This is a genomic window from Granulicella tundricola MP5ACTX9, from assembly GCF_000178975.2.
GTDB classification, from domain to species: domain Bacteria; phylum Acidobacteriota; class Terriglobia; order Terriglobales; family Acidobacteriaceae; genus Edaphobacter; species Edaphobacter tundricola.
On the sequence record NC_015064.1, the window covers coordinates 3114030 to 3140288 of the forward strand.

The following is a 26259-nucleotide window of genomic DNA, read 5'->3' on the forward strand; positions in this document are numbered from 1 at the left end:
CGATGGGTGCCCCATGTCCCGATCCTGGGACATGGGCAAGCTAGCGGCTAGGCACCGGCTCTGAGCTGAACGTGGAAGCAGGCAGACCCGCTGCGTTGTAAAGGCTCTCCGGCACCACGCTCGACCAGCCATACCGCACATAAACCGGCAGCGGCACAGCCTGCGACCGCACCACGACACTCTCGCCTTCAACCTCCGCCTCTGCGAGCAGGAAGTGATGATCCGCCCCGGCCAGCTCAAACCCACTGGCAGCCTTGCCCCGGAACGTCAGCCCCTTCCCCGCATCGAACCACACCCGCATCGCCTTGACCCCATCCTTACCCATCTCCGTCGTCGCCTCGCGGAACAGCGGCCCCTCGTAGGCGACCTCTTGGCCATAGACCACATGCCTCGCAGCCAGCGCCAGCCGAGCGCCTACCGTCTGCTTATCTGCCGGATGCACATTGTGCGCGTTCCCCACATCAAGCGTTACGACCATCCCCGTATTGGCCACCTCAAGCACTCGACGCTGCTCCTCGCGCACCAGCGAGAAATACTCCTTGGGTGAGTCGTAGCTCGAAATCTGCGCATACAAAAAGGGCAGGTTCCCCTGCTCAAAATGCCGTCGCCAGTCGCCGATCATCGCCCCAAACAACCGCTCATACTCAGGCGCACGGTCATAGCCGCTGTTCGCCTCTCCCTGATACCAGAGAAATCCCTTCACGGTCACCGGCGCGAGCGGCGCAATCATCCCGTTGTAAAGCCCCGCCGGCCGCCATGGAGCTTCATCCGGGTGCCAGAAGTGACTCGGAACCGGCTTGCCCGCGGCCCGCGCCGCATCATCCTCCCGCTTTTCTTCTGCGATCAACGCGCGTATGTCTGTCTGCTGATTGGCAAACGTCGCACGGCTCGCAAACGCCGGCAGAAGGCTCGCGTCCGTCCCCAGCGTATCCAGCGACACCCACGCATCCGCCGGCGTTCCGCCATACGAAGAATCGATCAACCCGACCGGCACATTCTCCTTCGCGCTGATCTCACGCCCAAAGAAGTAAGCCGCCGCGGAGAAGCTCTTCGCCGTCTCCGGCGTACACTCCGTCCACGTCGTCGAGAGATCATCCAGCGGATACTCGGAGCTCTTATGCTCCACCAGCAGCAGCCTCATCTTCGGATGCGTCGCTGCTGCAATCTCCTTCTCGCCGTCCTTGATCGGCGTGCCCGGCCCAAAGCCCTGCAGCGGCATCTCCATATTGCTCTGCCCGGATGCGATCCACACATCGCCCACCAGCAGATCGCGAACCGTCGCCTCACCGCCATCCCCACTCACCCGCAACTCATACGGACCACCAGCCTTCTCAGGCTGCAGATAGAGGCTCCAACGTCCCAGCGCATCTGCCTCAGCGTAGCGAGTCTGTGCGTGAAACTCAGCCTTCACCCTGGCTCCCGGCGTCGCCCAGCCCCAGACATGGATCGGCCTCTCCCGCTGCAGCACCGCATGATCGGAGATCACCTTCGGCAACCGCAACTCCGCCTTGGCTGCAACGCAGCCAAACATCAAACATCCCGCCATCATGACCCGCACTGCCTTCATCCCATCACTCCCCGTCTGTCGTTACAGATGCCCTGCGCCCCAGCTTGCCGCCAACCGCGACCATCAGGAAACAAGGCAAGTACAGCATAACCGGCACCAGCCACACCGCTCCCGGATACGAAGGCACCCGCTCCCGCAGCAAGCCATAAACACCCGAGGCCAGCACCGGCCCCGTCACCGCAATCAGCCCGTTGAAGCTTGTCAGCACGCCCTGCATCTCGCCTTGCCGCTCATCCCCTACGCTGTTTGAAAGCAACGACTGCAACGCCGGCAGCGAAACTCCACCCAGACAAAGCAGCGGAATCATCCCGAACACCGCAGCCGTACTCCGCGCCAGCGAGAACAGCACCATCCCCACACTGTCAGCCGTCATCCCGATCATCAGTGTCCCCCGCTCACCCCATCGCTTCTGCAACCGCTCCGGCAGAAATGCCTGGCACAGTGCATGAAACAGCCCAAAGTACGCAAACGAGATCCCCACCACCGTAGGTGTCCACTGAAAGCGCCCCGTCGTATACAGCACCCACAAAACCGCCGGCACCTGCCCCACCAGGTCGATCGTGCAGAACATATACAGCAGCCGGCCCACGCCATGCAGCCCGCTGATCGCCCGCATGGCAGCAAACGGATTCAACTGCGCAAGGGTAATCCGCGGCCGCACCGCCGCCCGCGCCACAAGCGACTCCGGCAGCACCAGCGCACACACCAAAAACCCAATCAGATTCAACCCCGCCGCAACATAAAAAGGAGCCCTCAGCGAGTACGTCCCGCACAACCCACCCAGCACCGGTCCCGCAATAAACCCCACCCCAAAGAACGCATTCATCCGCCCGAACGCCGCCGCCCGCGTCTCGGCAGAGTTGATATCCGCCAGATAGGCATTCGCGACCGTCATATTTGCCCCAGTCAGCCCCGCCACCGCCCGCCCCACGTACAACACCCACACCGTAGGCGAGAGCGCCATCACCAGGTCATCCACCGCCGTCCCCATCAGCGACAGCAGCAGAATCGGCCGACGCCCAAACCTGTCGCTCAACGCCCCGAGCACCGGGCTCGCCAGCAGCATCGTCGCCGCATAAGCCGCCAGCAGATAGCCATACTGCCGCACCACGTCGCCCGGCCCATGCAGCCCTTGTCCATGCAGCAAAGAGCGCAGCAGTCCCGGCAGCACCGGAAAGACGATCCCGATGCCCATGGCATCCAGAAACACGATAAGAAAGATAAGGGTCGTAGAGCGTGAGTTGGAGCGCATCATGCAGAGACATCCTGATCGTTGTAAGCACGGAGCTATCCGTGCATTGGCAGCAGCGCGCGGCAGACAGCCACGCAGGAAGCTACTTCACGAGTTCAGAATCAATCCGCATTGAACCACACCTCTACGACCAGAAGTATATCCCGAAGTACAGCTCATCAAAGAGAACTGCCTTAGAAAAGTGTCTGAAGCTGCTGCGCGATCACCGGCCCATAGAAATTCGCAAACGCGAAGTCGCTTGGATGGGCACCATCCCGCAGCAGCACGGGAGAACTGATCGCATTGACTCCGCCCAGTTTGAACATGTTGATGACCGGGATTCCGATGCTGTTCCCATAGGCCACCGTCGCATCGGCATACTGCTGGTTGGTCGCGGCAGAGGCAAAGTTGTTGAACTGCAAAGTCACCATCACCACACGGAGCGTCGGCTTTGCATTGAGGTAGTTTTCTACCACCCAGCGCATGTTTCCGTAGTAGGTGCCTGAATTGGTCGCATCACCCAGTTGCCCAAGAGTGGTCGACTGATCGTTCGTTCCCAACTCAATCACTTCCAGGTCGACGTTCGCCAGGCTGTCCGCAAACAGGGTGCCATCAGAAATTCCAAAGGTAGCCTGAGCACAGGTCCCCCCCGTGCCAGAGAGGTTATGACTTGCGGTAAAGGGACCCAGCATGCCGCCTACGGCGGGATTGCTCCAGCATTCGAACGCCGTATCAAAGCGCTTTCCCGGATGCGCCTCCTGCACGGCCAGCGTCATCCCAGTTCGCGAGGTCACCACGTTCTGCCATGCGTTATTGAAGAGCGCGGAAAAACTGTCTCCCTGCACGCCCAACTTCCGGTTCTGAAGATACGAAACGGCGCTCGTGCCCGAAGGTCCCGCAGGCCCTGTTGCACCCGTCGCACCGGTAGGCCCTTGAGAACCTGCAACGCCCTGTGACCCCTGAGCCCCGGCAGCCCCAGCAGGTCCTTGAGTTCCCTGCGCCCCGGCAACACCAGGTGTCCCCTGCTGACCGATAGCCCCCATAGCCCCCGTCGAACCTTGTAGACCCATCAAGCCCTGAGGTCCCATAGCACCAGTGGCACCCGGCAAACCCATCATGCCCTGAGGTCCCGCAGCACCTTGTGGCCCCTGAGGACCCATGGCGCCCGTGAGACCAGCCGGACCCTGCAAGCCGGTCGCTCCCGTTGCCCCAGCCTGTGCGAGCACAGCCCAGTTCACGCCGCTCATCGCAGCCCCCAGCGGAGCCACGCCCATATTCGCCGCAAGCGCTACGTAAGACGAGCCTTGGTACAGCACCACATCGCGCGCAGCATACTGCTGATTCGGCAGATACGAACTCTGCAGCGTCAGCCCGATCGGCCCGACAGGACCCTGCACCCCTTGCGCACCCGCGACTCCAACAGCTCCCTGTGCTCCCGCCGTCCCAGGCGAACCCGCAGGCCCCTGCGCGCCAGACAAGCCCGGAATGCCCTGCGGACCCGCGGCTCCCACGGCTCCCACGGCTCCAGGAGCCCCGGTCGCCCCCGCCTGCGCCAGTACCGCCCAATCGGTCGCACTCGCAGTCGCTCCCACAGGTGCTACACCGGTACTCGTGGCGAGCGCCACATACGAAGATCCCTGGTACGTCACGACATCCGTCGGGACATATTGCAGGGTCGCAGTATAGGCGTTGAGAAAGATGAGACCAGGCGCGCCCGCAGGTCCCGCGGGGCCGACCGTCGCAGAAGGACTCTGCGTCACTCCACAACCGGTAAGAAGCACGAAGCTGACCAAGGCACAAGGGAGAAAAGCAGAGTGTTTAAGCAAAATGGAATTTTCCTAATTCGGGAATTCCTTGATAGTACTTTGAAAAGCGAGATTTGCCACCCAACGAAGGTGTTACCGAGCCAGACGAAGTAGTCAGATGGCATAAGCCGTTCGTTCTATCAAAAGCGGAACTGAGCCTGAACCAGGCTTAACGCCGCGTCAGCAAAGACGCAACTACTTCGCGTAATACCCGGCGCGAGCTCTAAGCACCAGTCCCGGACGATTCGGCTGAATCACAATCTTGCGGAAGGCACCGTCGCGAACCTTGTTCGTAGATTGATACGCCACACCATAAAGCGAGCGAAGCTCACCGGCGATCTCCGCAAACGCCTGGCTGACCTTCATCGCATGCACATCGTAGGACTTGCCCCCGGTCTGCGCGGTGAGGTGGTCGAGTTCGCGCATGCCATACCGGTCGCGCGCATTCATCTTGCCATGATTGAGTTCCGTGTAGCGGATCGCATACACCAGCACGTCATTGTTTTGCGCAGCTTCAATCGCATCGACAAGATCGTGTTCACTGGAGTTTTCCTCGCCGTCAGAGAAGACGACCAGAACCTTCCGGCGCTGATGAACATCCGCCATCTTCTCGGTCGCAGAGTAGAAGATGGCGTCGTTGAGCGCGGTCCCAAACTCCCGCTCTTCGATCGGTCCGAGCTCCGGCCCGTCCCGATGGCCCTTATCGTAGCTGCGGAGGTTATCGATGATAGCCGCCTGGTCGCCGGTCCAGTCACTCACCAGCCGCAGATGATTCCCGAAGCAAACCGCAAAGACGCGGTCACCGGGAAGCAGAGTCTGATGGAGGAAGTCGGCGATATCATGCTCGTGCTCCTTGATGAACTTCTCCTGGCTTCCGCTCGCGTCGATCACCAGGCCGATACTGAGGTTGAGCTGATCGGCGTGCGAGAAGAAGCGGACCGTCTGAGGAACGCCGTCCTCAATGATGGTGAGGTCGTCCTTGGCAACATCATTGACGAGCCCGCCGGAGCCATCGTGCACGCTGACTGTCGTATCGATCAGATGAGTCTCCACCTTCAGCGGAGGAAAGCTCTGAGCAAGAACAGGAAGGGGTAGCAAAAGAGCTGCGGTTAGGAAGCTTCGCACACTTGAAAGCATGATGGGTTTACGCAAAAAAACCGCCGGTGGTTCCGTCAAAGCGAACGCACGGGGCTGGCCAGGATCGACGATGCAGCCGATGTCATGATCAAGCTTGGGACGCGAGATCTTTATGGGCGCGGTGCCAGGACTATTGGCTCCTTTTCAAGCAGCGCCGGCTCGCATTGCTGTAGATTGGCGTGATGATGGAGATCGCCAGGACAGAGCAAAGAAGAAATCGATGGATTTTACTCGCCACGTATCTCTATCTAGGCTTGCTCTTTGCCTATGCGCTGCACGGCGCTTATACCGAAAGCGGGCTGCCAGGTCTTGTCGTCGACAGCCAGATGCGGCTCCTTGGGTTTGCATCGCTGAAGATGACGCTGGTCCTGACGATGTTAGTCGGCTGCATCCCCCTCTTAGCTTTAGTAACAGTATTCAAGAAAATCGCTTTTGCTGAAACCAAGGCTTTTCTCGTCTACGCGAACCCGAGGAATGCAAGCTTTCCGAATCCCATGACATGGGGCTTTGTCTTTGCGATCCCAGCTGGCATGGCCCTGCTCGGAGCTGTCATCGCAGCCGTACTATATGTGGGACACAAACAGGAAGAGGCTAAACCGGTGGACCAGGTGGACCTCGCGACCGCTCCGGCCGGCCCTGACCAACATCAGGGCTATATCTCCCTGAACGGCAACGTACCGAAAAAATTCATCGTCACCTCGAAGGCCGGAGAGCTTTGGGATGCTTTCGCCCCGGTGGTCGAGTCAAACTGGACGCAGGCAGCGCCTGTACGCTACCTGGTGCATTGCAGGACTGCGAGCTCCGAACATGGCTCACCGATTCTGCCGGCACCCTTGACCGATGGTGTGCCTTACAACTTCACGGGCACACTGAGTCATGGCATTTCTGGCACTGTGGCGCGCAAACTACTCGACGAGAAGATCAACGTGCCGGATGGACTCGCGGTGGTGGAGTGGGGTGATATCCCCAGCCAGCGGGCCGATCCGTTCTATGTCGACGTCTTCATCACGATCGCCGTCACGGTTGCGGTCAGCGGGATGACCTTTCTCATGCTCTGTTTCGCACGTTGGCAGAACGCACGGGTCTTGCCACCAAAGCCCTAGGGTCCGCTCGCATACGCCTGCTGGAGATCGACGATGCACTCCGCCCCGGCCTTCTTCTTCCCTTCAGTCGTCGTAGCGTTATAGAAAGAGCCCGAAGCACCCTTGAGCGAAGCATGCATGTGGATCGAAGACGAGAAGGACATGCTGTAGCTGGAGCTTGGATTCCCATCCTTATCCGGCTTCTGTGAACTGGTGCCGTCATGCTCAGACTTCTTATCGAAGGTCAGCGTGATGTCAGCCAGGTCGGGGTCGTCGACAATAGTGAACTTCCCCCACCGCTTCAAAGCCTCAACCGCACCCTGCTCGACAGCCTCGTTGTGCGTGTTATTGAGGATGACAATCGTCTTCGCAATAAACACAGGCTTGGGCAGCGGGTGCGCAGTACCTTGGCATGCGGCATAACCCATAGACAAACTGGCGGAAAGTAAGAGTGTGGCAGCAAAACGTCTCACGATTTGGACTCCTATGAAGCGCGCTCGATCAACTTCCCCTCTAAACCCAAAAGGGACTCAAGCCTTGTATACCAAAGGCCACGGAAGCCGTAAAGGCCACCGCCTAAGCCCTATAGCTCCATCGCAAACTGCCCGCTGGCCTCATACACATTCACCTTCGCCTCGGTTGCGAGCCCCAGCACCAGCCGCTCCAGCACAAGCCGCTTATCCGGCGGGCTCGACCGAATCTCCAGGTCAGCCTTGGCAATCAACCGCAACGCCCGCGTCAGATCCCCCCGCGACTTGTATCTCCGAGCCTGCTTGATCAGCTCCTCAGCCGCAAACGGAGGCATCCGGAAGCCCTGCCACAGCACCCCCCAGATCGCCCTTGAGTCCCTGACATTTTTCTCCGAAATAATCAGCATCTGCCGGAACGTCCGCGCCAGCATATACAAGTGCCCGATCGCCGAATCCTCGCCACCATCGCTCGCATTCAACAACCCATGCAGCAGCCCAAGCGCACGCGGCCGGTCCTTCGCGGAGATCGCATCCGTCAGCTCATACAAGGACCGCTGCTTCGCCGCCAGCACCATCGTCTCCACATCGCCCAGCGTAATCGCCGGCGTCTCAACTGCGGGCTTCCCCGCCAGCGTCAGCAACTGCTTCCCTTGCGCGTACAAACACAGTTTCTCAAACTCACTGGCAATTAGCATCATGTCCGCACCCAGCGCGTCCACCAACTCCCTCGCCGCGTCCGTCTCAATCCGAGCCCCACGTTCAGCCGCCGTCTCCATCAACCACCGAGCAGCATCACCTTCCTCAACCCGCGCCAGCTCCACCAACCCACACCAGTCGCCCAGCGTCTCGCGGATGCGGTCGTAGCGCTCCTTGTCGGTCATATCCATGCGCCGAAGATCGGTCGGAATAGAAAGATGATCCGCCACAAACAAAATCAGTGCCTGCGGATTCGGCCGCCGGAAGTAAGCGTCGATCGCCGCAAACTCCTCCTTCTTCGACCCCCGTCCGTACAGCGCCTTCAACCCACGCACGAAGATCACTTGGAACGGCACCATCAGCGAAGGCGTCTGCGCCCGGTCCAGCACATCGAAGATCGCCGTCTCACCCAAGTCCAGGTCATGCAGGCAGAAGTCCCGCTGATCCGGCGGAGCCAGCGCATCGAGCACCCCATCCCGGCACCGCTGATACAGAAACGCCTCATCCCCCGCCAGCACATACCCCGGCCTTAGGCTGCCAGACCGCAGCTCCGAAAGAAATCGATCTGAACTCGCAAAACTCTTGATCACAGCCTTAGGCATCAAAACGACTCCAACACATTCGATACCAGCGTCTGCGCAAAGTCCCGAGCCATCCGTCTCACCGCCGGTCCATCCTCCTGGATAAACCCGGACAAATCCTGCGTCGACTGATACTGCTCCCGATAAGCCAGCGCATCGTTCTGATACAGCACCTTCCCATCGCTCCCCGTCAGTACCACCCGAGCCGTAATCGTCACCAGGTAAGAAGATGTCTGCCCGGAGGTCGAGTCATACGTCAGCGGCGAAGCCGTCTGCGAAAGAATCGTCCCCTTCAGCGTCGCATCCGCCGGCCCATCCGTATTCAGCACCTGGTACTTCGTCCGCGTATTCAACTCCCGGATCACCGCCTGCGTAAACGCAAACTCCGTATGAAAAGACTGCGTCCGATTCTCAAACACCGGCACCGCCACCGTCCGCACAGAAGCCGGCAGATGTGTAGCCGCCCCAGCCGTGTGGTACCCGCACCCACTCAACGGAAGCACCATAGAAACCAACAAAAACAGCATGAAAAGTCGTCGCATCGCCTCTTCCATTGTCGCACCCACACCCTGCGCGATGCAGAGAACAACCCCGCTTTCCACAGGCAAGAACCCGCGTAAGCAAAGCCCGAACAAAGAAAATCCCCGCTCCAGCAAAGCCGGAACGGGGACGCCTTACTAATCACAAACTACTAATCACTGTTCTAGGCAGGGCTAGGCTGTCCTTCAAATCCAGGCTTCCGGCCGTTCTCAGGCTTCAGCACCTTCTGCACGTCGCCACCGGGACCCGGATCGACCGCCGAAAGTGGCGAACGCGCCTCCGGAAGCTCCTTGCCTTCGATGATCAGCTTGATCTCAGCCGCATCCAGCGTCTCCCGCTCCAGCAGGGCGGCCGACATGCGATGCATGATGTCGTGGTTCCCATCCAGAATCGAGTAAGCCGACTGATAACCCGCGTCCACAAAGTTGCGGACCTCTTCGTCGATCTGCTTCGCCGTATCGTCTGAGAAGTCACGCGCCTGGCCAATCTCACGCCCAAGGAACACCTCGCCGCCTTCTTTCTTGCCGAAGGTCAGCGGACCCATCCGCGACATACCGTACTCGCAAACCATCGCGCGAGCCAGCGCCGTGGACCGTTGAATATCGTTGCCCGCGCCGGTCGTCATCTGCTTCAGGAATATCTCTTCCGCGCAGCGTCCGCCCATAAATACAGCCAACTGAGTCTCCAGGTAATCCTTGGTGACGGTGTGCTTATCTTCCTCAGGCAGGTGCATCGTCACGCCCAGCGCCATACCGCGCGGGATGATCGTCACCTTGTGAAGAGGATCAGAGTGGTTCCGCAGCGCCGCGACCAGAACGTGCCCGGCCTCGTGATACGCCGTCACCTTCTTCTCCTCGTCGGACAGCAGCATCGACTTCCGCTCCGCGCCCATCATGACCTTATCCTTCGCGGTCTCGAAGTCGAACATGTGGACGGCCTTGCGGTTGAACCGAGCCGCGGTCAACGCAGCCTCATTTACCATGTTCGCCAGATCCGCGCCGGAGAAGCCCGGTGTCCCACGAGCCAGAACGTTCAGGTTCACGTCCTCAGACATAGGAACCTTCTTCGAGTGAACGCGCAGAACCTCTTCGCGCCCCTTGATGTCAGGACGATCCACAATCACGCGCCGATCGAAACGGCCCGGACGCAGCAGAGCCGGGTCGAGCACATCCGGACGGTTCGTAGCAGCCACCAGGATCACTCCATCGTTGGCCTCGAATCCATCCATCTCCACCAGCAACTGGTTCAGCGTCTGCTCGCGCTCATCGTGTCCGCCGCCCAGTCCGGCACCGCGGTGCCGTCCAACAGCGTCGATCTCATCGATGAAGATGATGCAAGGAGCATTCTTCTTGCCCTGCTCGAACAGGTCGCGCACGCGCGAAGCGCCCACGCCCACAAACATCTCCACAAAGTCGGAGCCGGAGATCGAGAAGAACGGAACGTTTGCCTCGCCTGCAACAGCGCGGGCGAGCAAGGTCTTACCCGTTCCCGGAGGTCCGACCAATAGCACGCCCTTGGGAATGCGGCCGCCCAGTTTCTGGAACTTCTGGCTTTCGCGCAGGAACTCGATGATCTCCTTCAGCTCTTCCTTAGCCTCATCGACACCCGCCACATCCTTGAACGTGATCTTCTTCTGCTGCATGGAGAGCAGGCGCGCACGGCTCTTGCCGAAGCTCATTGCCTTGTTCCCGCCGGACTGCATCTGCCGCATCATGAACAGGAACAGCCCCAGCAGCAGCGCCACCGGCGCCAGGCTCACCAGCGCATTCACCCAGAAGCTCGGCGTCTGGTCCTTGATCGTGATCCCTACCCCATGCTCCCGCAGGTTCTTGTACAGATCCGGGTAGTTGCTCGGGATGATCGTGTGGAAGGTCTCTTTCTTGTCCTTATAGTGGCCCGTAACTTCATTGCCATTGACCGTGACGTCCTGGATCTTGCCGGCGTCTGCGTCGTTCTGAAGCTGCGACAGGCTCACCTGCTCTTCCTTGCCGCCGCCCGTGGTCTTGGCGACGTAGTTCCAGAGGATGAACAAGCAGGCAAGCAGCGAAACCCAGAGTAAAAGTTGTTTAACGGTCGAATTCAAGCGAATTTCCTCGTGGTGAACCAGGGTAAAACTTAACTCCCCAGGGTTTCGATTCAACTCAGCCCCAGGGCTCTCATTCGTTAGACGTGTACTGATTCGCAAAGTGACGAAAGGCACCGCTACGTAATTAGCTTAGATTCTACTCTTAGCCGAAGGATTCACGCGCGCCAAATTCCCGCCCGTTTCCTGCAACTTACGTCCACTTTCCCACCATTCAGCCCTGACTCCCGCTTCCGGCCCGCGAGAGCCTCAGCTCTCGCACACTCCGCTCCCCCACCAGCCCATTCGCCAGTTTCAACACCGATCCCGCCTTCGTCGGCACCGTCGGGTCCGCCGGCCCAATCCCCGCCAGCGCCAGCAGCCGCCCAGTCTCGTCAAAACTCAGTCTCGCCCCAATCCCCCTCGCTGCCGCCCGCAGCACCCGCCGCCGCAGCGCCCCATCCATCGCCCGCAGCCGTTCGATCTCAATCGCCACCGCCCCGCCATCCACCGCAGTTGAGTTCGCCCGTCCCCCGCCCCGCACTGGTTTACCCGGCAGCAGCACCTGCGGCAGCAGCCGCTTCAGCTCCACCCCCCACCGAGCCTCCTCCTCCCGAGCCACCTCCGCCAGATTCGCCAGCGTCCGGTCCACCGAAGGATTCTCCGCCCGCAGCACCGGCATCACCGTATGCCGCAGCCGGTTGCGCGTAAACGCCTCATCCGCATTGGACGAGTCCTCCCGCCACCCCTGCCCCTTCGCCTTCAGAAACTCAACCAACTCCCCCCGCCGAACCCCCAGCACCGGCCTCACCACCCGCCCACCCGGCACCTCCACCACCGGCGAGATCCCTCCCAACCCCTCCGTCCAGGCCCCCCGCAGCAACTTCATCAACACCGTCTCCGCCTGATCGTCCAGCGTATGCGCCGTCAGCACCACATTCGCCCGCCCCTCAGCGATCAGCCGCCGAAAGCACTCATACCGAACCTCCCGCGCCGCCTCCTCAACCGTCTCCCCCCGAGCAGCCACCCGCCCCGCCACATCCGCCCGCTCGATCGTCAGCGGCACCCCCAGCCCCTCACACAGCGCCGCCACAAACCCCTCATCCCCATCCGACTCCGCCCCGCGCAGCCCATGATTCACATGCACCGCAGAGACCCCCAACCCCAACCCCTTACTCCCCCCATTAGCCGCACAAACCAGCAGCAGCATCGCCACAGAGTCCGCCCCGCCCGATACCGCGCAGCAGACCCTCTCCCCCACCTTCAACCCCACACTCGGAAGCGCCAACACGTCTACTCCACCTCTGATCCCGTTTTGAAAGGGCGGGGCTTAAGCCCCGCCGTCATATCCCCACCACAAATCCGGCTTTAGCCGCTGAGGGAATGCTACCCCTGCGTCTTCCCCTCCGCCCCCAGATCCGCCCGACCCAACCTCCGCGCAAAATCCAAAAACACCAAAGCAGCCGGCGAGTACCCACTAGGATCAGCCTGCGTGAAATCCCCAGTCTCCGGGTCCATCTGCTGCCGAAACTCCCCATGCCGGCTGATCGCCTCGCACCACTGCCTCATCAAATGCTCAAAGTCCGCATGCTTCCCATAGTGCGGCATCCACCTCGGCACCCTCAGCGCCGTCAGCGCCTGACTCGCCCCACCCCAGCTATTACGAGGAATCGGCCTTACAAAAGCCGGATCATCCATCGCAATCGAGGTCAGCGGATAAGGCGCCCAGAAAGCCTTCGGATTCACAATCTGCCGCGTATAAACCGCATTGAAGATCTGCCGATCCCCAGCATCCGACAGCTTCAGCACATGCTCCCCCAGCACCCGCGAAATCAGATCCCCCCGCACCCTCACAAACTTGTTATCGGAATCCAGGTCATAAAAAGCCGCATCCTTAGGGTCCCAAAGTTTTGCAATAATCAGCTTCCGAATCGTCTCGGCGTCCGCCAGCCAACGATCCGCCTCATCCGGCCGCCCCAACTCCCGAGCCATCGCCGCCAGCGCCACCCGCCCGCCATAAACCGTAGCCGAAAGATCGGGACACAGCCTCGGCATCCCCGGCAGCGCCGGAAACTTCCTCGCATCCGCATCCGGACAACGGTTCGGAATCCCCTTCCACCGCGGCGAGTTGTCATGCCCCGTGTCGTACGTGCAGAACCCCTCCACCAGCCCCGTCTTCCGCGTATCCCGATACTGCCTCAGCCAGGCATCCCACTTGCCGCCAGCCTTGTAAGCCGCCACCAGCAGCTCATCATCTCCCGTAGCCTGCGCTAGCTCCCAAGCCGTCGCCGCAATCGGCACCACCATCTGGATCTGCCCCAGCCCACCTTCAGGCGAGGCGGTCGCCTTGATCGAAGATGGAATCTGCCCCTCCGCCGTCTGCAGCGCAAAGAACGCCATATGGTTATCCTTCGCCACCTGCACCGGAGTAGGCACCCCCGCCATCGCCGGCACATACTGCCCCAGAGACGAGTAAACCAGCCCCTCCATCGGCCCACACTCCTGCCAGCACCCTCCATAGACCGCACCCTCAAACAGCAGGGGCCGAGGGTAATGCGGAGTCATCTTGATATTCCCCGCCAGCACCGTCAGTGCATCGCTCCAGGTCGATTTCCACTTAGCATTCGCCGCCACCATCGCCGGCACGGGCTTAGCCGCCGGGGTCTGCTGTTCCCCAACCGCCTGCCCCAACATACCCCGCCCGGCAACTCCCACCCCCGCCGCCAAAACTCCCGCTCGCCTCAAAAACTCCCGCCGCCCACCCATCCGACTCATAATCTCTCCCCAGCAAACCCAAGCACCCTGAGTGTACCGACCGCCAGGCATCATCGTCACCGCTGGGTGCCCCATCCTCGGCGCAGCCTCATCGCGACAGGGTAGGATATCGTTTGCGGAAGCAAACGACCGCTCTCCTTCGCGCGACCACAACCCTTTTGATAACAACGTTTTACAACTATTTTATGCAAAAACACCCCAAAACTCGCGTGTCAAGCCCCCACTAGCCGATTTTCGTGGCTAAACCGAACATTCCAATCCACTTACGCTCCAGAAATAGTTGGGGTATTTACCCCGCCTACCCTGATAAAATAGAAGCAGTAGAAGTGGGTGAGCTTCTATAACCTCCATCAGCAACCTCAATCGAATCAAGACTTTACCTGCAACTCCTTTCGATTGAATACTTTACAATCACCATAAACATAAAGGTAATAACTTACTTGACTAACCACACGCTGAGTTTTAATCTAAACGCATGGATTACCCCAAAACACTCATCGAAGCGGTCCGGTATTTCTCCGACGAACAGGTCTGCATTGATTCCGTCTCCGAGATGCGCTGGCCTGATGGTAAACCAACCTGCTGCTGGTGCGGGAAGCAGAACAATACGTGGCTTGCGACGCAAAAGCGGTGGAAGTGTAAAGCCTGTCGTAAACAGTTCTCAGTCAAGCGTGGAACGATATTTGAGGATTCGCCCCTCGGTTTAGACAAATGGCTTGTCGCTATGTGGATGCTGGCGAATTGCCGAAATGGGGTTTCGTCCTATGAGATCGCCCGTTCTCTCGGAATCACTCAAAAATCTGCGTGGCATATGACCCACCGTATACGGGAAGCAATGGCACCTGAAGACGGCTCTAAACTTGGCGGGGCTGATACAGCGGTCGAAGTTGACGAGTCCTATATCGGTGGCAAGTTGAAGAACATGCACAACAAACAAAGACGGGCATTTGCGGGTTCGGGCGGAGACAACAAAAATAAGAGCATTGTCATGGGTGCTGTAGACCGCGAGAACAAGAAAGTTCGTGCTGAAGTCATACCAGCGGCACAACGCGAAACGATGCAAGCCCTTGTCCAGAAACACGTCAAGTTTGGATCTACGGTCTACACAGACAGTCACGTTGGCTATACGGGTTTGAAACTCAAATATGAGCATGACTTTGTGAACCATATGACCGAATACGTTCGCGGTCAGGTCCACACCAACGGTATTGAGAACTTTTGGGCATTGCTCAAACGTGGTTTGGCTGGCACCTATGTATCAGTAGAGCCCGAGCATTTGGGTCGGTACGTCAATGAGCAAGTATTTCGCTTCAATCATCGTTGGGTTGGCAAAGTCAGGCACACAGACGCAACCCGCTTCAAAGCCGTACTCAAAGAGATCGTAAACCGTCAGTTGACATATGCAGACCTTACCGGGAGGTCAGGTCAAACCGCGAAATTCTAATCTGAATCGGAAACAGCGGGGTCCGACTCGCCCTGATTTGAGGGATGCGGTGGGTCAGGTTTTACCACCTGTCGTAGTAAAGCGCGAAACCGCGAGTACTCAGGAGGATAGGCTTTTTCGTTGGGACGGGAGGACGTTGTTTCTGCGTCGTGATCTTTCATAACCTATTAGACGCATCCTAGCGAACTTGTTCAAAATTGAGCCTAAACGCACGAAAACCTGTCCGGAAAGTGGACAGGCTGTAGAGTGTAAGACAAAGCGAAAGAGGCGTGGCAATGGATGAGACGCAAGAAGCATTACTGAAATTGATAGAGGTTACTGAAAGACTTAGCCGTGAAGTTGCTGATTTGGTTGACGATCTGGCAGAACGTGTAAGTCGGACTGCTGTTGGCGAAGTGAGAGCAAAAGCGCGTGAGATTCGCGAATCCGGTCAAGAACTACGTCGAGTCTCTGACACGCTTCAGATTGCCAAGTTGAAATCTGGGACGGAGTTTCAGTCAAAACCATCTAAATAAACCTCTTTGCTTTGATCTAAGGCGTTTAGCCTTGAGTATCTTCTTTTGTTCTTTCAACTGCTCTGACATTCTCTCAATCACTTCAGGCGTTTGTTCAACCTTCATTTCCTCGAACTCTTCCCGAGTGAAAGCATAGGTAGGTTCCGGCTTGTATCCCAAGAACTCAGATAGTTCCGAGATTTGGACACGAAGTTTGGCTATTTCCGCCAAACTCGTTTGAACAGTCTTCCAGACCACATGAAGCACGATGATAATCCCACAGATAGCAAGCTCATGCCCTGTCGGCCAATGCCAGGATGTGAACCAATCTCCCATCTCAACCCCGCTTAGCAAATTTGCTAAATCTAGTATATTCACTAAGCGGAACATTGCGGAATGGGCGACGTTCTCATTCCGTTGGGGCAGCGCATACGGGATTTGCGAATCGCTAGGGGATGGCGACAGATTGATCTAGCGGAACACTCGGGAGTCCATGAAGTTCACTTGTCTCTCCTCGAACGTGGGAAACATGAGGTTGGGGTCCAGAGGCTAAAAGACATTGTGACGGCTCTAGATTCGAGCCTGTCTGAGATTTTGAAAGGTTTATGAGGAGACGAGAAACATGACTGAAGGCGAAGCAAACAACACGTTAAAAGTTCTATTGGAAGCGTTCACGAGAACCAATGAAATTGCTTTCCTTACCCTTCAGACTCTCCACAAAACAGTTCCGGGTTTCTCTGAAGAATACTCAAAGGCCGAATCAGTTTGGAACTCTCGGGAAAAACTCTCCGAAACTGAATCTCAGAACACAATAGGCGGATCGAGCACTGAGATAGTTGATCTAGTATCGCGTCTTTTGTCGAATCAGAAATAGTCATACTATCCAATACAACGCACCCCAAAATCATCTGAGATGGGGTTTGGTTAGTCAAGTATGTTTTTACCAACATAAACAAAATAGAATGAATACTTTAGATCGAACCACCGGGGTGGGGGATACCCCCAGCGGCGCACGAAACCGAGTTTCCGTTACACTCCTCTAGCCAACCGAACTCCACTTCGCATCTACGCAGCATCCAAGGGACACATGCCTAACCAGCCCGGCCAGCACCCAACACCCGACTCTCTCGTCAACGTCCCCCGCCTCATCGCCGCCTACTACAACCTGCACCCGGACCCAACCATCCCCGCCCAGCGCGTCGCCTTCGGCACCTCCGGCCACCGGGGCTCCTCCTTCCTCACCAGCTTCAACGACGACCACATCGCCGCCATCACCCAGGCCATCGTCGAGTACCGCGCCGCCCAGAAGATCACCGGCCCCCTCTTCCTCGCCCAGGACACACACGCCCTCTCCGACCCCGCCTTCTCCACCGCCCTCGAGGTTCTCGCCGCCAACGACGTTCTGGTCATGGTCGACTCCGCCCTCTCCTACACCCCCACCCCTGCCCTCTCCCACGCCATCCTCCGCTACAACGAGAACCGCATCGCAGACCTGGCCGACGGCATCGTCATCACCCCCAGCCACAACCCCCCTGAGGACGGCGGCTTTAAGTACACCCCCCCCAACGGCGGCCCGGCCGACACCACCGCCACAAAATGGATCGAGAACCGCGCCAACGACCTCATCACCAATCACCTCGCCGGCGTAAAGCGCACCACCTATACCAAAGCTCTCGCCGCCCAGACCACTCACCGCCATGACTTCCTCACCGCCTACGTCGACGATCTCTCCAACGTCATCGACTTCGACCCCCTCCAGAACTCCACCCTCAAGCTCGCGGTCGATCCCCTCGGAGGCGCAGGCGTCTACTACTGGCCCCGCATCCTCGACCAGTACAACCTCTCGGTCGAGCTCCTCAACCCCCACGTCGACCCCACCTTCCGCTTCATGACCTGCGACTGGGACGGCAAGATCCGCATGGACTGCTCCAGCCCCAACGCCATGGCCAGCATGATCGCTAACAAGGACAAGTTCGACGTAGCCTGGGCCTGCGACACCGACCACGACCGCCACGGCATCGTCACCCGCTCGTCCGGCTTGCTCAACCCCAACCACTACCTCGCCGTCGCCATCCAGTACCTCTTCACCCACCGGCCGGACTGGGCGCAGAACGTAGGCATCGGCAAGACCCTCGTCTCATCCTCCATGATCGACCGCGTAGCCAAGGGCCTCAACCGCCCCATGCTTGAGGTCCCTGTGGGCTTCAAGTGGTTCGTGGACGGGTTGATCGATGGCTCCCTCGGCTTCGTCGGTGAAGAGTCCGCCGGTGCCACCTTCCTCCGCCGCAACGGCAAGGTCTGGACTACCGACAAGGACGGCCTCATCCTCGGCCTGCTCGCGGCAGAGATGACCGCCGTCACCAGCAAGGACCCCGGACAGCTCTACAACGACCTCACCGCAAAGTACGGCGCACCCGTCTACCAGCGCATCGACGCCGCGGCCACCAAGGACCAGAAAGCCAAGCTAGGCAAGCTGTCCCCCAGCCAGGTCACCGCCAAAACCCTCGCCGGCGACGACATCACCAGCATCCTCACGGAAGCTCCCGGGAACCACGCCGCCATCGGAGGCCTCAAGGTCACCACTGCGGAAGGCTGGTTCGCTGCCCGTCCCAGCGGAACCGAAGATGTCTATAAGATTTACGCCGAATCTTTCGAAGGCGAGTCCCACCTCAAGCAGATCCAGCAGGAGGCCCAGGCTCTCGTCACTGCGGCAATCGGCAGCTAGCAAAAAGAATCGGGCTCAACCGGCGAGCAGGGTTGGGCTGGGGTCGGGAGTGGTGAGAGCAATATTGCCGCCTGCCCGCTTGGCCCTGTAAAGGGCTTTGTCGCTGGTGTTGATCAGATGGTCCCAGGTAAGCGTACTGCTCTCGAGAGTCGCGAGGCCGAAGCTCGCGGTGATCGTCGTCTCGACATCCTGATGCAGAACGCGGAGAGCTTCGACACAGCTTCTGAGCCTTTCCGCGATCTCATCGGCTGACTGCAGACTGGTACGCGGAAGCAGAATCGTGAACTCATCTCCACCGGTCCGGGCCAGGAGGTCGGTGCCCCGCATCGCCTGCTGAAGACAGTCCGCGACCGCGATGAGCGTTGCGTCGCCGGCGTGGTGGCCGTATGAATCATTGATCTTCTTGAAGGAGTCAAGGTCGACCGTGATCACCGACAGCGGCAGGGACCTCTGCCGGCTCAGCGCGATCTCGCGCTCGGCAGCCTTCTGGATCGCGCGACGGTTGAGAATGCCGGTCAGTGGGTCGGAGAGCGCCTGATGCTCCAGTTCCTTGCGCAGCAGCGAGGCAGTCATCCAGACGTAAGCCACCATCGCCCCACACTGGAGGCAGGTATTGGCGACGACAATGCCTGCAAGGAAAGGTCCAGCCTGGAGGTAGTCGCTGGGTGCTCCGTGCAGGCTGACGCCGAGAATGCGGATAACGTTGATCGCCGCCAGCCCGGCGAGCATGACCGCCATCGCGCTGCCCACGCGGCGCAGCTTGCCCGCATGGGCAAAGCAGATGAAAAACGCGATGTGCGCCTGCTGCAGAAAGAGGATCAGGCTGTACGCCAGAAGACGAGTCTTCGTCTCCGGATGCCAGTACCCCCACTGCATCATGGTGACCACGGCGGCTGCCAGGAGGAGCAGTTGGAAGTAGGTCTGACGAATGCTGCGCTCGGCCAGGGCGGCGAGCGAGAAGAAGAGCAGCGCATAACCCGTCATGACGCACAGATTGCCGACGACGATGGAAAGGAAGTCCGGGATCTGCCCGCGCAGTTCGACAGCAATCGCGCCAAGCAACGCAAAGACGTTATACAGCGAGAACCAGTGGATGCCCTTGACGTTGCGGTACAGGAGAGAGTTTGCGACCGTGAGGAGGCTATAGATCGCCAGCAGCATCACGTGCTCGATATGGAGCGTGTGAATGCTCAAATCGTCTCCCCCTTGGGACTGGTCTCTGGTATCTGGCCGGTCCTATGATTTTGCCTGAAACTAAGGCTCCTGTGTAGGACTTTTCAGCTCTGGTGTGATCTCACGGACGTATATCTGATGAGTCACCCGCGGACGCTCGTCACTCGCATGTAGGGCATGCACGCGGTCTCGAATGGTCTGGTCGGCGGCCGTCATCCGCTCGCGGGAACGCAGGTAGTCCAGCCAGGACTCCATCACGAACGTCTCGTTCAGGTGTGATGGGTCAGCGGCCTCGCGGAAGATGCCCCACCGCAGCGCACCATCGCGTAGCCGGACCCCACGCAACTGGTGAATCGCATGAGTAAACTCCACATACCGCTCCGGCTCGATCCTGTACTCCACCGAGATCCGCACCGGACCCTCGTGGTATTCGGCGTCCAGGCCCAGGCCCGTCGTCGCGCCATCTACACCGAAGGGGCTCACAAGCTCCGGCGCGGGGCGCTTCCACTGGTAGGGTGTGTGGTCTGGTAGCGGGCCCTGGAGGATGTGGAAGCGGTAGACCAGAGGCAGGGTGACGAGGAGGCCGCAGGCGGAGGATGCGAGGGCGGTCGGGGTGGTGGTGTGCTCCGCCAGGAAGCCCCAAGTGACCGATCCGAGGGCCATCCCACCCTGGAAGATCATCAGGTAGGTGCCCAGGGCGCGGGCCGTAACCCAGGCGGGCGCGCCAAGCTGGACGGAGGTATTGATGGTCGACATGGTGCTCGTCCAGGCGGAGCCCGACACGATCAGTACGGGAATGATGATCCACGGCGAGCGCACATACGCCAGCATGACCATCGTGAAGACGCTGTAGAGGGTCGAGGCCGCGATGATCCTGTCCGCGGAGAAGCGGCGCCGGACCTTCGGCAGTTGCGTGGCTGCAATGACTGCGCCCAGTCCGAGCGAGCCGTTCAGGATTCCGTAGCCCAGGGCTCCCTGGTGGAGGTCCCGTTTCGCGACGACCGCCAGCAAAGACCAGATGGCGGAGACGAAGAAGGTATAGGTGAACGCGCGGAGCAGCGATGCCTGCAGAGGCGGCGAGTAGCGCACATAGCGCAGGCCGCTGCGGATCGAAGCGGCAATCCGTTCGCTCGGCAGGGCCGACTTGAAGAGCGGCATGCGCTTCCAGTTCACCAGCACCCAGATGACGCCCGCAAACGAGACTGCATTCAGCGCGAAGACCGACCCTGCTCCCATCGTGGCTCGCTGGAAGGCAGCTACCATCAAGCCACCCAAAGCGGGACCCACGGCTCGAGCGAGGTTATTGGAAGCGGCGTTGAGCGAAACGGTATCGGGGATCAGTTCGCGAGGCACCAGCTCCGGCACGATGGCCTGCCAGGCGGGATTATTCATCGCCGACCCGATGTTCAGCAGGAAGGTAAACGCGAGCAGCCCCCAGGGCGAGATGTGCCCCAGAAAGGTCAGCACGGCCAGCAAGCCAACCGCTCCCAGCATCCAGGCCTGCCAGAAGATAAGCAGCTTGCGCCTGTCAAAGATATCCGCCGTTGCGCCCGCCAGCAGGCCCAGCAGCAACACGGGCAATGAGGCCGCCGTCTGCATGAGCGCGATGAGCAGTGGGGACGACGTCAGCAGCGTCATCAGCCAGGTGCCTGCCGTGTCCTGCATCCACGTTCCCAGGGAGGACACCGTTGAAGCGATCCAGCGATCGCGGAAGAGAGGGATATGAAGCGGCGCGAAGCCGCTCGAAGCTGGATTGACTGAGGACTCGGCAGGAGAAGCGTTGGGCTGTTCGAGTGGCATCGGCTCCTTCAGTCTAAACGCCTGAACGCATCGCTAAAAAGGGTCGATTTAAAAGAGGAAAGCCACGCAGCGCGGCGGCGAATGTTGTGCCGCTTTTGATCGTCTGAGGTGGCTAACTTAAAAAGGAAAGCCACGCAGCGCGGCGGCGAATGTTGTGCCGCTTTTGGTCGTCTTAGGGATTAGCTTAAAAAGGAAAGCCACGCAGCGCGGCGGCGAATGTTGTGCCGCTTTTGGTCGTCTTAGGGATTAGCTTAAAAAGGAAAGCCACGCAGCGCGGTGGGGGCTGATGCGTGGCTATTCCGGTAAAGCAACGAAGTGGGTGGACTTCGTTAAGACCGGCTCAACCACAAGGGGAGCCATGTCCTAAAGAGACTCTACGTCGATTTCCGCCCATAGTCAAGTCTTATCAACAAAAACTACAGGCGGCAGATGAGAAGTTCCCGCTCGTAGATCATCTCCGGGGGGAGGTGGTCGTGCAGGGCCAGGAACAGTTCTTCATGGCCCATGACCTCCACCTTCCAGCTCTCCCGATCGACCGTTTGCAGTTCCTTAAACTGGTCGTAGGTGAAGTCCATTCCTTCCCAGTGCATGTCGTTGAACTTTGGGGTCCAGCCGATGGGGGTTTCCTTGCCGCGTACGCGTCCGCGGACGCGGTCTACGACCCACTTGAGGACGCGCATGTTTTCGCTGTAACCGGGCCAGAGGAACTTGCCGTCGGCGCCCTTGCGGAACCAGTTGACGTGGAAGACGCGGGGGGTGGAGTTGAGGTTGCGCTGCATGCGGAGCCAGTGCCGGAAGTAGTCGCCCATGTGGTATCCGCAGAAGGGCAGCATGGCCATGGGATCGCGGCGGACTTTGCCGATGGCTCCTCCGGCGGCTGCCGTGGTCTCCGAACCCATGGTCGCACCAATGTAGACGCCGGAGCTCCAGTTGAAGGCCTGGAAGACGAGCGGCATGGTGGTGGGGCGGCGTCCGCCGAAGAGGAAGGCGGAGATGGGGACGCCGTTGGGATCTTCCCAGGATGGATCGATGGTGGGGCACTGCGAGGCGGGTGCGGTGAAGCGGCCGTTGGGATGGGCGGCGGGGGTGGGGCTCGCGGGGGTCCAGGGGTTGCCGCGCCAGTCGATCGCCTCTGCAGGTGGCTCGTCCGTCATTCCCTCCCACCAGATGCCGCCATCGGGCACGCCGTTGGTGGTGGTCAGGGCAACGTTGGTGAAGATGGAGTTGGCGCGGAGGGTGGCCATGGCGTTGGGATTCGTCCTGGCGCTGGTGCCCGGGGCTACGCCGAAGAAGCCGCTCTCCGGGTTGATGGCGCGCAACTCGCCGGTGGCGTCCGGTTTGATCCAGGCGATGTCGTCGCCGACGGTCCAGACCTTCCAGCCGTCGAAGCCGGCGGGGGGGATCATCATGGCGAAGTTGGTCTTACCGCAGGCGGATGGGAAGGCGGCTGCGACGTAGGTCTTTTCCTTGGTGGGGGATTCGACGCCGACGATGAGCATGTGCTCGGCCATCCAGCCTTCGTCGCGCGCGATGTTGGAGGCGATGCGGAGGGCGAAGCATTTCTTGCCGAGTAGAGCGTTGCCGCCGTAGCCCGAGCCGTAGCTCCAGATCTCACGCGTCTCCGGGAAGTGAACGATGTACTTGGTGTCGTTCTGAGGCCAGGAGACGTCCTTCTGGCCCGGCAGCAGCGGTGCGCCTACGCTGTGGAGGCAAGGTACGACGCGCTTCTCGTCCTTATCGATCTCCTTATAGACGGGTGCGCCGATGCGGGCCATGATGCGCATGTTGACCACTGCGTATGCGGAGTCCGTAAGCTGCACGCCGATCTGCGACATGGGCGAGCCGATGGGTCCCATGGAGAACGGCATGACGTACATGGTGCGGCCGCGCATGGAGCCTTTGAAGAGGCCCTTGAGCTTCTTACGCATCACGAAGGGGTCTTCCCAGTTGTTCGTCGGTCCTGCGTTCTCCTTGCTGAGCGAGCAGATGAAGGTGCGGTCTTCCACGCGTGCCACATCGTTCGGCGACGAGCGGGCGTAGAAGCATCCGGGCCATTTCTCTTCCGACAGCCGTGTGAAGGTTCCACCTTCCACCAGTTGATTGCAGAGCCAGTCGTACTCGGCCTGCGAGCCATCCAGCCAATGCACACGCGCGGGCTGGCATAGATCGGCCATCTTCTCCACCCAGCGGATCAGGTGCTTGTTGGTGGTGGGAGGCGTGGCGGTCGGGTCCAACACTGTCGAGCGAGTTGCGGATGTCTGAGGGGTCATTGGGTCACCTGAGCAACAAGTTTTCTCTTCGGGATTCAGCGTGTCAACCCAAGAGTGCGATTATCGGCACGAGTGTGCGAAATTTGAGCTTAAGAATTTCCGAAAGTGTTTTGGAAGCGTTTTACAGGCGGCGCACGCTGTTGTGATCCATCGGCATATGAGTCGCAGCCGTGGATGCAGTAAGCTTTTCACCGAGGCCCACACTCGAATGCAAACGATCCTTGTCGCCGCGCTTCTCGCCACGTTCACTGCCCTCAGCCCCGCAGCCCGCGCCCAGGGCGATCCACCGAAGACGTTCAACAGTGCTACCGCGGCGACGCGCGGGCCCGGCACGAAGGTTCGGATCGACCTGATCGGCGATTCGACCCAGACGGATAACGCAGGCTATGGCCGAGGGTTCTGTGCGAACTTCACGCCGGAGGTGGACTGCGTGAATATGGCGAAGGGTGGAGCGAGTACGAAGACGTTCCGGGAACAGGGGCTGTGGGACCGGTCGCTGGCGACGAAGCCCGACTACATGGTGATTCAGTTCGGTCACAACGATATGGAGAAGGTGGACGGGGTTGCGACTGCGGATCGGCAGGTCTCGATGGCGGATTACGAGGCGAATCTGCGGCGGTTTGTCACCGAGGCTCGCGCGGCGGGAATCAAGCCTGTGCTTTGCACGCCGCTGACGCGCCGGTACTTTGAGGCTGACGGCAAGATCCACTCCGACCTGCTGGGGCATGCCGCGACCATGAAGCGGGTGGCAAAAGACATGCAGGTTCCGCTGATCGACCTGCAGGGGGAGAGCATTGCGCTGCTGGATAAAACCGGGGAGACACAAGGCAATAAGCTGGCTATTACGAAGAAGGACGATGAGGGTAAGACGATCTTCGACAAGACCCATCTAAACTGGGCGGGGAGCTATATCTTTGGGCGGATTGTGGCGAAGGACCTGGGCGAGGAGGTTCCGGCGCTGCACAAGTATGTGCTACCCACGGCTGCCAAGCTGCCGCCTGAGGGGCTGAAGGCGATGAAGATCATCGAGGGCGGACCGGTGAAGATTGTGCTGGTGGGTGACTCGACTGTGGCGACTGGGGGCGGATGGGGGCCGGGGTTCTGCGCGGTGATGACGCCGAATGTGACGTGCGTGGACGTGGCGCTGAATGGCCGGAGCACGAAGAGCTTTGTGGATGAGGGGGCTTGGAAGAAGGCGCTCGACGAGCATGGCGACTACTACCTGATCCAGTTTGGGCACAACGATCAGAAGCCGGATGTGGCGAGGCATACGGATGCGAATGGCTCGTTTCAGGACTACTTGCGGCTTTACATCCGGGGCGTGCGCTCGGTGGGCGGGGTTCCGGTGCTGGTGACGTCGCTGTCCCGGCGGACGATGAAGGATGGGAAGATTGTTGAGGATCTTAAGGATTATGCTGCGGCTACGAAGAAGGTGGGGGCTGAGGAAGGCATTACTGTTGTGGATTTGAATAGCATCTCCACTGCTTTGCTCAATCATATGACCCAGGCCCAGGCTGATGAGTTCAATGCTGTGGGTCATGCGGATCAGCGGGCCGAGAGCGGGAAATCGACCATCGACCGGACGCATTTGAATCCGCATGGGCAGGCGGTCTTTGGGCGGATTGTGGCGGATAATCTGGTGCGAACGCAGGTGGAGTTGGGGCCGGATGTTGTGGGGGAGGCTGCTGGTAAGTCGATTGTTCCTACGTTTGCGGTGACGCAGGCGGCTCCTACGGATGGTAAATAGGTTGGACCAATTCGACCCCTCAGTTTTGGATCTTTGGGGTTTACCTGCGATTGTGGTGAGTTGTGGTTGATTTCCGCTGGAGATGGTGGTTTTGCTGGCTTTTGTGCGGGTTTCTTACGGCTTGAGAGCGCGATTTGTGGTGCAAATGCGTGGTGCAAATCACCACACATGATGGTGATTGCACCACAAACGCGTGGAGGCGGAAATGTCTCGACAATTTCCGAGGTCGAAGGGCTAAACCTTGGGGCTGAAGTCGGTGAGCTTCATGAAGGTGGACTCGTTCTTGATGACGAAGGTGCCGTCTTTTTCGGTCTCGGCCTTGAGGGCGACCCACTCGGGATCGACCTTGAATTTGGCCCAGCTCTCGGTGGCTGCGGCGCGGCTCTTGTGCTTGAGCATGTAGATGAGGGTGCGGTTGGCGAGGGGCTCGTCGGTGGGGGTCCAGTAGCCGACCTCCTCCATGCCGAGGCGCTTGAAGATGGCGACCTCCTTGGTGCGGAAGCGGTTGAGGATGAGGGGGAGTTTGCCCTCGTTGAGGTGGTAGATGCGGAGTTCGTAGACGGTTTCGCTGGTGACTTCAGACATTGCGGTTCCCTTCAACATCGTGATTGTTGCCATTGCTCCCATGACCTTGAGTAGATCGCGGCGATCCATGTAGCA

General features: G+C 59.5%; 22 protein-coding genes. 7 read left to right on the forward strand and 15 right to left on the reverse strand.

The annotated features are described in order from the left end of the window. Positions 1–40: 40 nt before the first annotated feature. The 4 genes from ACIX9_RS13335 to ACIX9_RS13350 all read right to left on the reverse strand — a co-directional run bounded on the left by ACIX9_RS13335 (position 41) and on the right by ACIX9_RS13350 (position 5656). Entirely contained in the window at positions 41–1567 is a 1527-nt protein-coding gene (locus ACIX9_RS13335; RefSeq protein ID WP_013581013.1) for a sialate O-acetylesterase, read from the reverse strand. Positions 1568–1571: 4 nt separating this feature from the next. Then, a complete protein-coding gene (locus ACIX9_RS13340; protein WP_013581014.1) occupies positions 1572–2822 on the reverse strand; it encodes a TCR/Tet family MFS transporter in 1251 nt (416 codons plus the stop codon). A 170-nt stretch (positions 2823–2992) separates the two neighbouring features. Next, the gene (locus tag ACIX9_RS24825; protein WP_198152101.1) at positions 2993–4591 is read right to left on the reverse strand and encodes a hypothetical protein; all 1599 of its coding nucleotides are present in this window, start codon (positions 4589–4591) and stop codon (positions 2993–2995) included. A gap of 207 nt (positions 4592–4798) precedes the next feature. Beyond that, positions 4799–5656: a VWA domain-containing protein gene (locus ACIX9_RS13350; RefSeq protein WP_232298716.1), complete on the reverse strand. Its 858-nt coding sequence runs from the start codon at positions 5654–5656 to the stop codon at positions 4799–4801. Between the two features lie 266 nt (positions 5657–5922). Here ACIX9_RS13350 and ACIX9_RS13355 point away from each other — a divergent pair, with 266 nt between their 5' ends. Further along, entirely contained in the window at positions 5923–6843 is a 921-nt protein-coding gene (locus ACIX9_RS13355; RefSeq protein WP_013581017.1) for a hypothetical protein, read from the forward strand. Here the strand turns inward: ACIX9_RS13355 and ACIX9_RS13360 are convergent. The 6 genes from ACIX9_RS13360 to ACIX9_RS13385 form a co-directional block, all read right to left on the reverse strand. Further along, positions 6840–7295 carry a hypothetical protein gene (locus tag ACIX9_RS13360; RefSeq protein WP_013581018.1) on the reverse strand — a complete coding sequence of 152 codons (456 nt, stop codon included), beginning with the start codon at positions 7293–7295 and terminating at the stop codon, positions 6840–6842. The genes ACIX9_RS13355 and ACIX9_RS13360 overlap by 4 nt on opposite strands. A gap of 110 nt (positions 7296–7405) precedes the next feature. After that, positions 7406–8590, reverse strand: coding sequence for a DNA polymerase III subunit delta (holA, locus tag ACIX9_RS13365; protein ID WP_013581019.1), 1185 nt, complete (start codon positions 8588–8590; stop codon positions 7406–7408). Further along, a complete protein-coding gene (locus ACIX9_RS13370) occupies positions 8590–9111 on the reverse strand; it encodes an LPS-assembly lipoprotein LptE (RefSeq protein WP_041597786.1) in 522 nt (173 codons plus the stop codon). The genes holA and ACIX9_RS13370 overlap by 1 nt, the downstream gene beginning before the upstream one ends. A 161-nt stretch (positions 9112–9272) precedes the next feature. Then, positions 9273–11192: an ATP-dependent zinc metalloprotease FtsH gene (gene ftsH, locus ACIX9_RS13375; RefSeq protein ID WP_013581021.1), complete on the reverse strand. Its 1920-nt coding sequence runs from the start codon at positions 11190–11192 to the stop codon at positions 9273–9275. Between the two features lie 214 nt (positions 11193–11406). Further along, positions 11407–12462: a tRNA lysidine(34) synthetase TilS gene (gene tilS / locus ACIX9_RS13380; RefSeq protein ID WP_013581022.1), complete on the reverse strand. Its 1056-nt coding sequence runs from the start codon at positions 12460–12462 to the stop codon at positions 11407–11409. A gap of 95 nt (positions 12463–12557) precedes the next feature. Further along, the gene (locus ACIX9_RS13385; protein WP_013581023.1) at positions 12558–13946 is read right to left on the reverse strand and encodes an MGH1-like glycoside hydrolase domain-containing protein; all 1389 of its coding nucleotides are present in this window, start codon (positions 13944–13946) and stop codon (positions 12558–12560) included. A gap of 475 nt (positions 13947–14421) precedes the next feature. Here ACIX9_RS13385 and ACIX9_RS13390 point away from each other — a divergent pair, with 475 nt between their 5' ends. Continuing rightward, the gene (locus ACIX9_RS13390; protein ID WP_013581024.1) at positions 14422–15390 is read left to right on the forward strand and encodes an IS1595 family transposase; all 969 of its coding nucleotides are present in this window, start codon (positions 14422–14424) and stop codon (positions 15388–15390) included. A 275-nt stretch (positions 15391–15665) separates the two neighbouring features. Then, on the forward strand, positions 15666–15905 hold the full coding sequence (locus tag ACIX9_RS25860; RefSeq protein WP_157477549.1) for a hypothetical protein: 240 nt from the start codon (positions 15666–15668) through the stop codon (positions 15903–15905). On the opposite strand, the gene ACIX9_RS13395 is transcribed toward ACIX9_RS25860, so the two are convergent. Further along, a complete protein-coding gene (locus tag ACIX9_RS13395) occupies positions 15888–16274 on the reverse strand; it encodes a hypothetical protein (RefSeq protein WP_041597113.1) in 387 nt (128 codons plus the stop codon). The two genes, ACIX9_RS25860 and ACIX9_RS13395, sit on opposite strands and share 18 nt — an antisense overlap. A 6-nt stretch (positions 16275–16280) precedes the next feature. On the opposite strand from ACIX9_RS13395, the gene ACIX9_RS27745 reads away from it, so the two are divergent. The 3 genes from ACIX9_RS27745 (at position 16281) to pgm (ending at position 18609) form a co-directional block, all read left to right on the forward strand. Further along, entirely contained in the window at positions 16281–16493 is a 213-nt protein-coding gene (locus ACIX9_RS27745) for a helix-turn-helix domain-containing protein (protein WP_013581025.1), read from the forward strand. Between the two features lie 13 nt (positions 16494–16506). After that, positions 16507–16758 (forward strand): hypothetical protein, encoded by a 252-nt coding sequence (locus ACIX9_RS25865; protein ID WP_013581026.1) that lies wholly within the window; start codon positions 16507–16509, stop codon positions 16756–16758. A 213-nt stretch (positions 16759–16971) separates the two neighbouring features. Further along, the gene (gene pgm, locus ACIX9_RS13405; protein ID WP_013581027.1) at positions 16972–18609 is read left to right on the forward strand and encodes a phosphoglucomutase (alpha-D-glucose-1,6-bisphosphate-dependent); all 1638 of its coding nucleotides are present in this window, start codon (positions 16972–16974) and stop codon (positions 18607–18609) included. A 15-nt stretch (positions 18610–18624) separates the two neighbouring features. Here pgm and ACIX9_RS13410 read toward each other — a convergent pair whose 3' ends face one another. The 3 genes from ACIX9_RS13410 to ACIX9_RS13420 all read right to left on the reverse strand — a co-directional run bounded on the left by ACIX9_RS13410 (position 18625) and on the right by ACIX9_RS13420 (position 23852). Continuing rightward, on the reverse strand, positions 18625–19803 hold the full coding sequence (locus ACIX9_RS13410; protein WP_013581028.1) for a GGDEF domain-containing protein: 1179 nt from the start codon (positions 19801–19803) through the stop codon (positions 18625–18627). A gap of 60 nt (positions 19804–19863) precedes the next feature. After that, positions 19864–21582 carry an MFS transporter gene (locus ACIX9_RS13415; RefSeq protein ID WP_013581029.1) on the reverse strand — a complete coding sequence of 573 codons (1719 nt, stop codon included), beginning with the start codon at positions 21580–21582 and terminating at the stop codon, positions 19864–19866. 416 nt (positions 21583–21998) lie between these two features. Continuing rightward, positions 21999–23852: a phosphoenolpyruvate carboxykinase (GTP) gene (locus ACIX9_RS13420; protein ID WP_013581030.1), complete on the reverse strand. Its 1854-nt coding sequence runs from the start codon at positions 23850–23852 to the stop codon at positions 21999–22001. Positions 23853–24060: 208 nt separating this feature from the next. On the opposite strand from ACIX9_RS13420, the gene ACIX9_RS13425 reads away from it, so the two are divergent. After that, on the forward strand, positions 24061–25599 hold the full coding sequence (locus tag ACIX9_RS13425) for a GDSL-type esterase/lipase family protein (protein WP_013581031.1): 1539 nt from the start codon (positions 24061–24063) through the stop codon (positions 25597–25599). A gap of 234 nt (positions 25600–25833) precedes the next feature. Here ACIX9_RS13425 and ACIX9_RS13430 read toward each other — a convergent pair whose 3' ends face one another. Then, positions 25834–26217, reverse strand: coding sequence for an NIPSNAP family protein (locus tag ACIX9_RS13430; RefSeq protein ID WP_157477553.1), 384 nt, complete (start codon positions 26215–26217; stop codon positions 25834–25836). Positions 26218–26259: the final 42 nt, after the last annotated feature.